Annotated in this window: 14 protein-coding genes; all 14 read left to right on the forward strand. The window is 43.9% G+C overall.

The window, feature by feature from the left end:
• Positions 1-182: 182 nt before the first annotated feature.
• Entirely contained in the window at positions 183-905 is a 723-nt protein-coding gene (pyrH, locus tag JL57_RS18305) for a UMP kinase (RefSeq protein ID WP_034143420.1), read from the forward strand.
• The gene (gene frr / locus JL57_RS18310) at positions 905-1462 is read left to right on the forward strand and encodes a ribosome recycling factor (RefSeq protein WP_034143421.1); all 558 of its coding nucleotides are present in this window, start codon (positions 905-907) and stop codon (positions 1460-1462) included. The genes pyrH and frr overlap by 1 nt, the downstream gene beginning before the upstream one ends.
• A gap of 428 nt (positions 1463-1890) precedes the next feature.
• Positions 1891-2655 carry an isoprenyl transferase gene (locus tag JL57_RS18320; protein WP_034143422.1) on the forward strand — a complete coding sequence of 255 codons (765 nt, stop codon included), beginning with the start codon at positions 1891-1893 and terminating at the stop codon, positions 2653-2655.
• A gap of 9 nt (positions 2656-2664) precedes the next feature.
• Positions 2665-3447 carry a phosphatidate cytidylyltransferase gene (locus tag JL57_RS18325; protein WP_034143423.1) on the forward strand — a complete coding sequence of 261 codons (783 nt, stop codon included), beginning with the start codon at positions 2665-2667 and terminating at the stop codon, positions 3445-3447.
• Between the two features lie 10 nt (positions 3448-3457).
• Complete coding sequence (gene ytvI / locus JL57_RS18330; protein WP_034143424.1) at positions 3458-4561, forward strand: sporulation integral membrane protein YtvI; 1104 nt, start codon at positions 3458-3460, stop codon at positions 4559-4561.
• Between the two features lie 86 nt (positions 4562-4647).
• The gene (locus JL57_RS18335; protein ID WP_034143425.1) at positions 4648-5790 is read left to right on the forward strand and encodes a 1-deoxy-D-xylulose-5-phosphate reductoisomerase; all 1143 of its coding nucleotides are present in this window, start codon (positions 4648-4650) and stop codon (positions 5788-5790) included.
• Positions 5791-5917: 127 nt separating this feature from the next.
• Positions 5918-6982, forward strand: a complete 1065-nt coding sequence (rseP, locus tag JL57_RS18340; protein WP_034143426.1) for an RIP metalloprotease RseP — start codon at positions 5918-5920, stop codon at positions 6980-6982.
• Positions 6983-7014: 32 nt separating this feature from the next.
• The gene (ispG, locus tag JL57_RS18345) at positions 7015-8097 is read left to right on the forward strand and encodes a flavodoxin-dependent (E)-4-hydroxy-3-methylbut-2-enyl-diphosphate synthase (RefSeq protein ID WP_291300244.1); all 1083 of its coding nucleotides are present in this window, start codon (positions 7015-7017) and stop codon (positions 8095-8097) included.
• A 63-nt stretch (positions 8098-8160) separates the two neighbouring features.
• Entirely contained in the window at positions 8161-9885 is a 1725-nt protein-coding gene (locus tag JL57_RS18350; protein WP_034143427.1) for a proline--tRNA ligase, read from the forward strand.
• A gap of 87 nt (positions 9886-9972) precedes the next feature.
• Positions 9973-10215 (forward strand): hypothetical protein, encoded by a 243-nt coding sequence (locus JL57_RS18355; RefSeq protein WP_034143428.1) that lies wholly within the window; start codon positions 9973-9975, stop codon positions 10213-10215.
• A 188-nt stretch (positions 10216-10403) separates the two neighbouring features.
• On the forward strand, positions 10404-11096 hold the full coding sequence (locus JL57_RS18360; protein WP_034143429.1) for a hypothetical protein: 693 nt from the start codon (positions 10404-10406) through the stop codon (positions 11094-11096).
• A gap of 447 nt (positions 11097-11543) precedes the next feature.
• Positions 11544-12002, forward strand: a complete 459-nt coding sequence (gene rimP / locus JL57_RS18365; protein WP_034143430.1) for a ribosome maturation factor RimP — start codon at positions 11544-11546, stop codon at positions 12000-12002.
• A 38-nt stretch (positions 12003-12040) separates the two neighbouring features.
• Entirely contained in the window at positions 12041-13408 is a 1368-nt protein-coding gene (gene nusA / locus JL57_RS18370) for a transcription termination factor NusA (RefSeq protein ID WP_034143431.1), read from the forward strand.
• Positions 13409-13412: 4 nt separating this feature from the next.
• Positions 13413-13670, forward strand: a 258-nt coding sequence (locus JL57_RS18375; protein ID WP_034143432.1) for an RNase P modulator RnpM, incomplete at its 3' end; no start/stop codon positions are given.

Here is a 13670-nt window from a genome sequence, read left to right on the forward strand (position 1 = left end):
TAATACGTGCGAAGACAGTGTCTGCAAGAAGACTAATACGTGCGAAGACAGTGTCTGCAAGAAGGGCTAATACGTGCGAAGACAGTGTCTTCGTGTGTGTGTGTGTGGGTGCAGCCAAGTTTTCTTTAAATTGAGAGGATTTCTCTCTCTAAACGTAGAATTAGATTGATGGAGGTTAATCCATGGAAAAATCACAGTATAGTCGGGTTGTCCTAAAGATCAGTGGGGAAGCGCTTGCAGGTACACAAGGTTTTGGACTCCAACATGATATGCTTGTTACCGTTGCAGAGCAGGTGGCAGAAATTCGCGGGATGGGTGTTGAAGTTTGCTTAGTTGTAGGGGGTGGGAATTTATGGCGGGGCATTGCGGGTAGCGCCCAAGGCATGGACCGTGCAACAGCCGATTACATGGGGATGTTGGCAACCGTAATGAATGCCCTGGCTTTGCAAGATGCCTTAGAAAAGGCTGGATCCGTTACTCGTGTCTTATCGGCTATTGAAATGCGCCAAGTTGCTGAACCCTATATTCGCCGTCGAGCCATTCGGCACATGGAAAAAGGGCGTGTTGTGATTTTTGCTGCCGGAACAGGTAATCCATACTTTTCGACGGATACAACGGCTGCCTTGAGGGCGGCTGAAATCGAAGCAGACGTTATATTGATGGCGAAAAGGGTGGATGGGGTTTACGATTCTGATCCGTTCCTCAATCCTGAAGCTAAAAAGTTTGAACGCTTAAGCTACTTGGATGTTCTAAGTCGAGGACTTGGGGTTATGGATTCCACTGCGACCTCACTGTGCATGGACAATAATATTCCTGTCATTGTTTTTGACCTAACCAAAAAAGGTAATATTCGCCGTGTTATCATGGGTGATGCGATTGGAACATATGTTGGGAGGGATAGTTAATGATTTCCGAAATCATAAAAGATGCGGATGAGCGGATGCATAAAGGGATTGATGCCTTACGTAAAGAGTACGCTACGATTCGCGCAGGACGAGCAAATCCGAGTGTTTTAGACAAAGTGATGGTTGAATACTATGGAGCTCCTACTCCGATTAACCAGCTGGCGAATATTTCTGCACCAGAGGCCAGAATGCTAGTGATTCAGGCCTGGGATAAGTCCGTGCTTCCGGCTATTGAAAAAGCAATTATGAAATCAGATCTTGGGCTTAACCCATCAAGTGATGGTATTGTGATTCGCCTGATGATTCCGCAACTCACGGCAGAGCGTCGTGCCGAGTTGGTGAAGTCTGTGAAAAAGAAGGCGGAGGAAGCTCGAGTAGCAGTGCGCAATGTGCGTCGAGATGTCAATGATCATCTTAAGAAGCTAGAGAAAGATCACGAAGCCTCCGAAGATGAGGTCAAGCGGGCCCAAGAAGATGTGCAGAAGATGACAGACAAAATGATTAAAGAAATTGAACGTGTGCTGGAAACTAAGGAAAGTGAAATTACTCAAGTATGATGATACAGACTTGGCTCGGTCGAAGTTGGAATGAGGTTCAACCTGAGATAGAAAATCTAGGGAAACCTTACGCTTTCCAAATTACACACCCTCATGGTAGAATGGAATCGTGGGGAAATTGCAGAGTTGTGCGCATCAGAGAAGTTGCTGACCGTGTGGACTTTATATTAGCACACGAAAATTTTTCGCAAAGACAATCATTGACCCCCTAACATACAAAGGGGGTCAATGTCGTGGTTCGAAGTTCGATATTCGTGATTCGAAGTATGGACCAGGAACAACAAATATCACCTATGGGAAAATGTTCGACCTAAGTAGTTCAGAGCATTTTTTAGTTCATGTTATGTAGTTCATAAACTTCGAACTACGAACCACGAACCACGAATATCGAATATCGAATATCGAATATCGAAAACGGGGGTGTAATGATGTGGCTCAAGGCTTGGAAACGAAATAAAGTAGACTCTGACGATCAGGTTGCGCTGGATCGCCTTCCTCGCCATATAGCCATTATCATGGATGGGAATGGACGATGGGCTAAGAAGCGCGGGCTTCCCCGATCAATGGGACATCGAGCAGGCGTAGAAGCCTTGCGTAAAGTCGTTAAAACCTGTTCAGAGCTGGGGATTGAAGTTCTCACAGTCTATGCGTTTTCGACGGAGAATTGGAGTAGGCCCAAAGATGAAGTGGGTATACTCATGACTTTACTGACCGAGTATTTAAGAAAAGAACTCAACGAGCTTCATCAAAACAAGGTGGTCATTCGAACCATCGGTAAAATTAAGGACCTTCCACTAGAAGCGCAGCGCGAATTAGAGCACTCAATGAAGAAAACTCGAGATAATACGGGACTCATTCTTAACTTAGCTTTAAATTATGGTGGTCGATCTGAAATTATTGATGCCGTCAAGAAGGTGAGCAGCGATGTTTTGAGTGGGAAGCAGCGTATTGAGGAAATCAATGAGGATGTCTTCAGTCAAAAACTATTTACCAAAGGATTACCAGATCCTGATTTGCTAATTCGTACCTCAGGTGAAATGAGGTTGAGCAACTTTTTACTTTGGCAATTGGCCTATACTGAAATTGTCATTATCAAAGAGCTGTGGCCTGACTTTGGAGAGAAGGCCTTGATTGAGTCCATTATAACGTATCAGAAGCGGGATCGCAGGTTCGGTGGAATACATACAGATTGAGGATACAACATGTTTATAAGAACAATGAGTGCTTTGATAGGAGCTCCAATTTTTTTAGCATTAATCTATTTTGGTGGATCCTATATCATCTTTTTGGTCACTTTGTTAACCTTGTTAGCTTTGAGGGAATTTTTACAAATTGGCGAACAGATGGGTATTCGTTCTTGGCGTAAATTTTCGACCATCTTTGCGGTTATTTGGTTAATTGGTTTATTTAACGACGGAGGAGACTGGATGTTGCCAGCTCTTCTCTTATGGCTTCTAATTGGATTTGGGAGGCTTGCCTTAACATATCCTAAAACGTCGCTGAACGAGGCAAACTATAATATACTGTCGGTTGTTTATACTGTAATCTTATTATCCCATCTTTATTTACTTCGTGAGCTTCCGAGAGGCATAGAGTGGACTTTTCTTACTATATTTTTAGTATGGGCTACTGATACAGGTGCATACCTGATTGGCAGACAATTCGGTCGCCATCGGTTAGCACCCCATGTAAGTCCGAAAAAAACTGTAGAGGGTTCGGTAGGGGGATTATTGTTTAGCATTGGCATAGCTCTTGGCTTTTGGCGATTTGTCGGTGGTGCACACTGGATGACGTATATCATATTAGGTCTTGTCATTGGAACCAGCGCACAAATTGGTGATCTGTTTGAGTCAGCCTTGAAACGTAGTGCGGGGGTTAAAGATTCCGGAAGTCTTATTCCTGGGCACGGTGGAATCTTGGATCGTTTCGACAGTCTCATCTTTGCCATACCCTTGGTATATTATGGAATAATCTTGCTATCATGAGGTGAATACGTTGAGCATCCAGAAACATCCTATATGGACGAGTATTAGCAGGCTTGCTTTGGTGACTAGTGCCCTTGTCCTTTTAAAAGCTTTTACTTACTTCTTTCAAGACTTCTTGCCTGTTTTCGCGAATGTTATTGGCAAAATGTTCAGTGCCTTTTTGCCGTTTTTGATTGCGCTTATTCTGGCCTTTTTACTCGAACCACTGCTTGTTCGACTGATGCGTGCTGTGCGTATTCGCCGACCCTATGCTGCGGTACTCACCCTCCTGTTGGCAATTGTGGGTTTGAGTTTATTTATTTTTCTGATTGTTGCTCGCCTTTATACCGAATTATCAGAGTTAGCCATCAAACTACCGAATTATGGATACCTTCTGGATCTAGTAACCAGACAAGTAGATACGGCTGAGCGGTTTGTACAGGTAAATCCTCAAATTCAAGATACTTTGTTTGCTTCCACGGAAAGCTTTGCGAGAACACTTCAAGAATGGGCTAAATCAGGAAGTGCTTTTTTACTCTCTTTTCTGACTGCTTTGCCTGGTGTATTTATTGTGATGGTGGTTTCCGTTGTCGCAACCCTGCTTATAAGTTCGAGCTATCCGAATGTAAAACAGTTTATTTCTAATTTATTTCCCCGCCGTTGGCACGTTAGCGCCCAGGCGATTAGCGAGGACTTAGGCGCAGCAGTGGTAGGGTATTTACGAGCGCAAGCTATTTTAGTTTCTTTGACGGCACTGGCAACCATTGCTGGACTACTGCTGATGGGCAATCGTTATGCAGTTACGTTAGGTGTCATTGCTGGACTTTTAGATATCGTGCCAATTGTTGGCACTGGCATGCTCTTCGTCCCTTGGGCCGTCGCGTTATTAATTATGGGATCTTTCGGAGAAGGGTTAAAGCTGCTGCTAATGTGGATTGTTATTGTTACTATACGACAGTTTCTGGAACCTAAGGTTTTGTCGAAGGGAATTGGAATTCACCCACTTCCTACGCTCATTTCTATGTACGTGGGACTTCAGTTGATCGGAGGCTTGGGTCTTATAGTGGGACCAGCGTTTGTTATCAGTTATGAAGCGTTACGTCGAGTTGGAATATTTGGGCCTCCTAGAGAGTAATACCAAAGAGATAGTGGATTTTAAGTTAGGATTTTTAGTTTGTGGCAAAAAATAGGCTTTTACAGAGCAGGAAGAGATGATATGCGTTGAAAACGCTGACCCTATTAGGATCAACTGGCTCAATTGGACGTCAAACATTGGACGTCGTTCGTCACGCTCCAGAGCAGCTTACGGTTCATGCCTTAGTGGCCTCAAGAAGCGTTGACCTGATGGAAGAACAGGCGCGGCTTTTTCGTCCTGCAGTGGTAGTGATGATGGATGAGGCAGCAGCCCATGAATTAAGGGGGCGACTGAGGGATTTGCCGATTAAGGTGGATCAAGGTATGAACGGAATTATTGACTCCGTCATTGCGCCTCAAGTCGATACTGTTGTTACGGCTCTCTCTGGAAGAATTGGCTTAGAACCCACTTTAGCGGCGATAGAAACCGGGAAAACCATTGCCTTAGCCAACAAAGAAACCTTGGTGGCGGGTGGAGATTTGGTAATGTCTTCTGCTAAGAAGAAGAAGTGTCCTATCTTGCCGGTGGATAGCGAACATTCTGCCATATTCCAGTGCCTAGAGGAAAGCATGGATACCGTTGCCAAAATCATTTTAACTGCCTCGGGTGGGCCTTTCTTCGGCTGGACCAAGGAAAAATTAGCAACGGTTACCTTAGAGAAGGCTCTCCGTCATCCCAATTGGGATATGGGTGCCAAAATCACCATTGACTCTGCGACGATGATGAATAAAGGTCTAGAAGTGATCGAAGCACATCATCTGTTTAATATGGAGTATGATGAGATAGAGGTTCTGATTCATCCTCAAAGTGTGATTCATTCCATGGTGGAATATCAAGATGGCTCGGTCCTTGCGCAATTAGGAAGACCAGATATGCGTTTGCCGATCCAGTATGCTTTGAGTTACCCAACGCGCTGGAGGAATCCGTTTGAACGCCTAGATCTCAGAGGAAAAACTTTATCCTTTCATGAACCTGACATGGAGGCTTTTCCTGCCTTGGCCTTGGCATATCAGGTGGGACGACGTGGTGGGACCCTGACCGCAGTCATGAACGCCGCTAATGAAGTAGCTGTTTCAGCCTTCCTCCAGAAGAGAATAACCTATTTGCAGATTTTAGAGATTGTTATGAAGGTTTGTTCTGAGCATCATGTCTTAGATAGCATGGATTTGGGAAGTATACTCGATGCAGACACTTGGGCACGTCGTCGGACTGAAGAACATATTTTGTAGTTCGTAATTCGTAGTTCGATTTCGACTTTCGAAAATACCAGATGAATAGGGTACTTGATATTAAATTAGTATAAAACATCTTCGAACCACGAACCACGTACTACGAACATCGAAAAGGGGGGGTAAAGTGTTAACAACACTCGCCATTGTTTTTGTTTTTGGAAGCATGGTTATGGTTCATGAATTCGGACACTATATTGTCGCAAGATGGTTCGGGGTTAAGGTGATAGAGTTTAGTTTTGGTTTCGGTCCAAAAATTGTGGGTTATCAGGGTAAGGAAACAATTTATGCACTGCGGATCATTCCATTAGGGGGTTTTGTCAAACTTCATGGTATGGATGCTGAAGTGGATGCCAACGGTCGAGCGATAATAGCCCCGAGCAAAGATGCTCACAGTTTTATGAATAAGCCAGTTTGGCAGCGTATGGCTGTGATTGCGGCTGGACCGATCATGAATTTTGTCTTAGCTGTGGTCTTATTCATAAGCGTATTTGCTTATCTTGGAATTCCGGTTGTCAGTAATACTATCGGTTCACTCGTGACGGGAAAACCCGCTGCCACGGCGGGAATCCTACCTGGAGATCGAATTATAGCAGTCAATCAGGAGTCAACGCCAGATTGGACGCGCTTAACGGAAGTCATACATGCTAAGCCTGACCAACTCTTAACCTTAACAATAGAACGTGCCAATGAAAAGCAAACCCTAACTGTGAAAACAGAAATAGATGCCCAAACAGGTCATGGGATGATTGGGATTGCGCCAGAAGAAAAAGTCACTTATGTTCAAGCCTCAATCTTAGAATCGACTCGTTATGGCTTCGAACGTTCGGTGGATTTTACTAAGCTCATTCTTGTGACTTTAACTAAAATGATAACCGGGAAGATCCCCGCCGATGTAGGGGGTCCAGTCATGATAGCTCAGGTTATCGGAGAAGGTGCGCATCAGGGTTTGGCTAATTTATTGGGGTTGACCGGAGTTTTAAGCATCCAATTGGGACTCATTAACTTGTTCCCCATCCCAGCGCTGGATGGGAGCCGACTTATTTTCCTTTTGATTGAAGGCTTAAGAGGGAAACCACTGAACCCGGAAAAAGAAAACATGATTCACTTGGTAGGCTTTGTGTTACTGATGGTTTTAATGCTGGCTGTTACTTACAAAGATGTCTTACGTTTGTTTGTCAAAGCTGGGTGATGTACAGGGGAAAACAGGAGGTAACAGCAGAAATGATACAGAGAAAGACAACAAAACCAGTCCAAGTCGGGTCCGTGACAGTCGGTGGCGGAGCCTCGATTGTCATACAATCGATGACCAATACGGATACTCGTGATGTCACCAAATCCTTGGCTCAGATTCAGGCCTTGGCTGCAGCAGGGTGTGAAATTGTGCGCCTTGCAGTGTTAGATGGAGATGCAGCCAAGGCTTTAGGAGAGATTACCACTAAGAGCCCTCTCCCTGTGATTGCAGATATCCACTTTGATTATCGGCTAGCTCTGCTAGCAGTTGAACAGGGAATCCACGGTTTGCGGCTTAATCCCGGAAATATTGGGGCTCGTTGGAAAGTTCAAGAGGTTGTTCGCGCCGTGAAGGAACAACATATCCCCATCCGAATAGGTGTAAACGCTGGGTCACTGGAAAAAGAACTTCTCGAAAAGTATGGAGGCCCCACTGCTTTAGGAATGGTCGAAAGTGCCTTAGGACATATTCGATTACTTGAAGATGAAGGCTATGATAAGATAAAGGTCTCTTTAAAAGCTTCTTCTGTCCCTCTGATGCTGGATGCTTATCGCAAGATACATGAGGTGGTTGATTACCCTCTGCATGTAGGGGTAACAGAAGCAGGAACGGTACGTTCAGGGGTGGTAAAGTCGGCGATAGGGATCGGGACGCTCCTTGCTGAAGGGATCGGTGATACGATAAGAGTGTCGCTGACCGGAGATCCCGTACGTGAGATTCCTATAGCCCTTGAAATTCTGCGTGTTCTCGGCTTAAGGCAACGGAGCGTGGAATTAATCAGTTGCCCAACCTGTGGTCGTACTCAAGTTGATTTAGAGTTACTCGCTGAAAAAGTTGAGGAACGCCTAGCACAGCTTCCCCCCCTAAACAAGCCCTTAAAAGTTGCTGTGATGGGATGCGTGGTTAATGGACCGGGGGAGGCCAGTGAAGCTGATTATGGGATCGCAGGCGGAAAAGGAATAGGGCTTTTATTTCGCAAAGGAGAGATAGTGGCCCGCCTTCCTGAAGAGGAATTGCTAGCGGCTTTGCTCCACGAAATTGAAGAGCATGTTCGAGATCATCAGAAACTATAAAAAACATTTAATTATGACCTAAGTCATAAATCATTAAGAACAGATTGGAAAGGAATGGACATCATGCTCGTCAGTCAACTATTAAATCCTACACTTCGTGAGGTTCCTGCTGAAGCTGAGGTTATTAGCCATCAATTGATGGTTCGAGCAGGCTTAATTCGTAAGTCGGCGTCTGGTTTTTACACCTTTTTGCCCTTGGGGTTAAGAGTTTTAAGGAAGATTGAATCCATTGTTCGTGAAGAAATGAATGCCAAAGGTGGGCAAGAAGTCCTTATGCCGATTATGCAACCAGCAGAATTATGGAAAGAGAGTGGACGCTGGGATGTCTACGGTGCAGAGCTTTTTCGTTTAAAAGATCGTCATAATCGTGAGTTTTGCCTGGGACCAACCCATGAAGAAATCATCACCGACCTAATTAGAGGGGAAGTCCGTTCTTACAAACAGCTTCCTCTGCTCCTCTATCAAATACAGAATAAATATCGGGATGAGCGGCGCCCTCGCTTTGGCTTGATGCGGGGCCGAGAATTCCTTATGAAAGACCTCTACTCATTTGACCGCGATGAAGCTGGCCTCCAAGAGAGTTATCAAAAAATGTACGAGGCTTATTGCCGAATCTTTTCTCGTTGTGGCTTAACCTATCGTCCAGTAGAAGCCGACGCAGGCGCAATCGGAGGAACAGGTGGCACCCATGAATTTATGGTATTGGCTGATTCAGGGGAAAATTCTGTGGTTTATTGTTCCAAGTGCGAGTATGCTGCAAATATGGAAAAATCGGAATGTAATCCCCAAGGGATCGAAGATGTCTCGCCAGAGGGAGGGCGCCAGCTGGTGGCTACTCCAGGTGTAAAGACGATTGACCAACTCGGTGATTATTTGACAGTACCTAAGACCAGCCTCGTAAAGTCATTGCTTTATCAAGGGGATGACAAATTATTCTTGGTCTTGATTCGTGGAGACCGCACGTTAAATGAAATAAAATTAAATAATGCCTTAGGCGGATTCGTTTCCCTGCAACTTGCTGCACCTGAAGAAGTGCAGAAGATTTTAGGATGTGGACCCGGTTCCGTGGGCCCAATAGAGGTTCCTGAAGGGCTCATGGTCGTTGCTGATGCAGAAATTCCTCTGATGAAAAAGGCTGTTTGTGGAGCAAACAAAATTGATTATCACTATGTGGATGCCGTTCCCAGTCGCGATTTTCGTTTAGATCGGGTCTTAGATTTAAGAATGGTAGAGCCCGGAGAGGCTTGTCTTAAATGTGGTGCGCCGCTTAAGGAAGCCAGAGGAATTGAAGTCGGGCAAGTTTTCAAGTTGGGAACAAAGTATAGTAAAGCGTTTGGGGCGACTTTTCTCGACGAAAACGGAGAAGAGAAGAATTGTGTCATGGGTTGCTACGGGGTTGGTGTCACCCGATCGATTGCTGCTGCAATCGAACAGAATCATGATGACTTTGGAATTATTTGGCCCATGCCGATTGCGCCATATCACTGTATAATTATTCCGGCTAGTAATAAAGATGCTCAAGTCGTGGAGACAGCTCAAAAAGTGTATCTGGAACTACAGCGCCTGGGCGTGGAAGTGGTGCTTGACGATCGAGATGAACGTGCTGGGGTTAAATTTAAGGATGCAGATTTGGTCGGGTATCCGATACGGGTGACACTAGGGAGCAAAACACTTGCCAATGGTCAAGTTGAACTTAGAGAACGCAAATCGAGTGAAACACAACTTGTCAATGTTGAGGAAGTTGCTCAACATGTAAAGACCATTATAGAGAAGGCTCTCTCATTCTAACGTTAACCTTTATGAAATCATTGAAAAAACTCTACTCATTCGAGCTTCGTATTTCGAACATCGAACATCGATTAAGGGGTGAGAAGCATGGTTAAGCCTCTTCGGTCTAAGGAAGTACCATTCCTTATTAAAATCCCTTCGGATCGAATGGGACTTTTGCATCACGATCTGACGAAAGTAGAGCTTACGCGGGTGGAGGTCTTTCCCAAACAAGGGAAATGGATCCTCCACCTTTCTACTTCATTTGAACTGGAGAACTCCAGTTTATTGGACTTGGAATCGTTGTTAATGGCACAAGTTCCAGAGATAAAGGTAAGGTTTTGGCTCTAGGAAAACTTAGCCATCCGTGAGAATTATGCCGTTAGAGCAAGAAGATATCGAAAATAGTAGGTAGTTCTTGCAGATATGGTATAATACTAATAGGGTAATAGTTTCTTAGCTGCCCAAAAGGTTCAGCGGCGGTAATGGCGTACGGTGCTTATTTAACCATTAACATTAATCTGTTTGGAGAATTGTCTATGAAAAAGAAATTTCTTAAAATCACAGGTATTATGGTCTTAATTATGGCTCTGGTTGGCTTTTGGGGATACAATAAATATTTTAAGCCTGACCTGGAAATCCAACAACAACTAGATAATCAATTTGGGCCAGGATTTTTTAACTCATTTACTGATCAAAAAGAAGACAATAAGTCAGGATTAGTCAATAATGATGTAAGCTCGAATAATGAAGTTAAACCAGATAATGATGTAAGCTCAAATAATGAGGTTATGGCGGATGATAAAGAAAAACCAGTTGATGACTCGAAAAAGAAGACGGATCTGCCAAATACATCAACTCCTGTGAATGAAGCTATCGCGAAGGTGACTACCCTAGATGAAATTACTCTTAAGTACACACCTCAGTTTGATTATTTACAGAATGTAGCCTTGAGCCGTTTAGATACTTTGTATTCAGCGGCAATTCAGGAGTATGTGCAGCGCAGTAAAGCTGGCACTTTGAACCGTTCTGAGCTGGCCCAAAAATACATCCAAGCTGGAAATTTGCTTGAGGCAAACGTGAACAGCCAATTTTACAGTACCTTAGATGCCTTGCAGGCTGAACTGATTGCTAATAATTATCCCACCGACAGTGTTCGCGTGATTAAGACTGAATATGAAAAAGCTAAGTCTGCTAAGCGATCACAGCTCTTAGCCAAAATGCGCAACTAGATTTCACAAGCAAAAAAACCTAGATGTATTCGAAAACTGTCTTTCCAAATCGCGATGATCTAGTTCATTAAAAGTTCCTTAAGCACAAGCTTGAGGGCTTTATTTATTTATTCAGCTTGTACCACTGGCTCATAAGACCGGAAAAAACCTTTTCTAAATCAGAACCTATTTAAGATATTTCTAGATCGTGAGGCCGAAGAAAGTCCTGGATTTGAATTCAATGGATAACTTAATAAGATGACGAAAAATGACTAAAAATTGAGTTCTTGTTGCAGAGTTCCTAGGGATATGCTATATTAGTATAAGGAAATTTGTAGTGTCTGTTGGAAAGGAGTGGGTTCTAACCCGCTCCTTCGTTTGTCCTACTATGTCAGGAAGTATAACTAGCGGTTATCTTCGTAAGACTATAAGGAAAAACGTTCTCGGAGTTTTGAAGGAGCGATTCGCATGAATAAATCAATAGTACAAGAGATCGAGATACTCGTAGAGCCGCTCGTTCTAGAAAAAGGGCTTGAATTAGTTAGTGTAGAGTACATAAAGGAAGGTGCACATTGGTATCTGCGCCTTTATATAGATAAAGAGGGTGGCGTGGATATGGATGATTGCACCAACGTCAGCCACGCGGTGAGTGAAATGCTCGACATCAAAAATACTATTCCTCAGGCATACATGTTGGAAGTCTCTTCGCCAGGTCTGGAACGTCCTCTTAAAAAGGAAGAGGACTTTATACGCTTTCAGGGTAGCTTAATAATGGTCCATACTATTTCCCCGTTTCAAGGGTTTAAGAAATTCTCAGGTAATCTTGTCGGACTGATCAACGATGAAATCGTTTTAGAATATGAGGGAAAACGCGTCTCAATTCCACGCACCTTAGTGAAGAAAACCCATTTATTACTGGATTTCTAGATCGTTAGGCACAATAGAATAAGGAGGAAAAAGGAAAAATGAATATGGAGTTCATCGAGGCCCTTCACGAATTAGAAAAAGGACGGGGAATTTCTGCCGAGATTCTATTTGAGGCAATAGAGGCAGCACTGATTTCCGCATACAAGAAGAATTTCGGATCGTTGCAAAATGTTCGAGTTCTTATTGATCGATTAACCGGTGAATTTAAAGTTTATGCCCGCAAAACCGTTGTAGACGTCGTGGAGGATGCTCGGACTCAGGTTAGCTTGGAGGAAGCTCGCAAACTCGATCCAAATTACGAATTTGAAGATATTGTAGAGTACGAAGTGACCCCGCGTGAATTTGGACGAATTGCTGCTCAAACAGCAAAGCAAGTTGTTGTTCAGCGCATTAGAGAAGCTGAACGTGGTATGATTTATGATGAATTTGTGAATCGTGAGGGAGATATCGTCACGGGAGTGGTTCAACGATATGAACAGAAGAATGTTATCGTCGATTTGGGGAAGGTAGAAGCAGTACTGCCGGCTCAGGAGCAAATTCCAGGTGAAATGTATCAATCGTTTGACCGTATTAAGACGTATGTCGTGGAAGTGAAGAAGACAACAAAAGGTCCACAAATTATGTTATCCCGCACGCATCCAGGCTTGATAAAGCGTCTCTTTGAACTTGAAGTTCCAGAAATTCACGATGGAGTCGTGGAGATTAAAGGAGTTTCCCGTGAGGCAGGAGCTCGTTCTAAAATCGCCGTATTTTCGCGTGACTCGAATGTGGATCCCGTGGGAGCTTGTGTAGGTCCAAAGGGAGTCCGAGTCCAGACTATTGTCACAGAACTAAAAGGGGAAAAAATCGATATTGTCAATTACTCAAATGATCCCCAAGAATTCGTGGCGAATGCCCTTTCTCCTGCCAAGGTCGTGGCAGTTTATCCCAAACTCAATGAGAAAGTTGCCATTGTTGTTGTTCCTGATTATCAACTCTCCTTAGCAATCGGTAAAGAGGGACAAAATGCTCGTCTTGCTGCTAAGCTAACGGGGTGGAAGATTGATATTAAAAGTGAGTCCCAAGCAGTTGCCCATAATATTATTCCCCAAGGCCAAGAACAGTATGAAAATTATGAAGAGTACGGCGAATATGAAGAGTACTCCGAATATGATGAGTATGCAGAAACAGAAGACTATCAGGAATATGAGGAAATCGGAGAGACCGATAATAGCCAGCTTGCTGGAAACATTGAGTCCAATGACGACCAAAATCAGCTTGGATATGCCCAAGAGCTGGAGTCTTTTGACAACCATGATAAGATAGTTACAGGTGCTGTTGATCCGGAGATCACGGGTATGAGTGAGAATTTACCAGGGGAAACTCAACTACCCTTGAAGGAGAAAAAAAAGAAAGGGAAGGGGTGATGGTATGAAGACACGAAAAATTCCGATGAGAATGTGTTTGGGTTGTCAAGAAATGAAACCTAAGAAGGAGCTTTTACGAGTGGTCAGAACTCCGGAAGGGATTGTTGAACTCGATCCAACAGGTAAGAGGAACGGACGTGGCGCATACCTTTGTCCTAACTTAATCTGCTTTCAAACCGCTGTAAAAGAACGACGGTTCCGAAAGGCTTTTGGAGTGGATGTTGACCCTGAAGTATTTTCTCATTTGGAAGGGAAGATTTCT

The organism is Desulfosporosinus sp. BICA1-9, assembly GCF_000802135.1.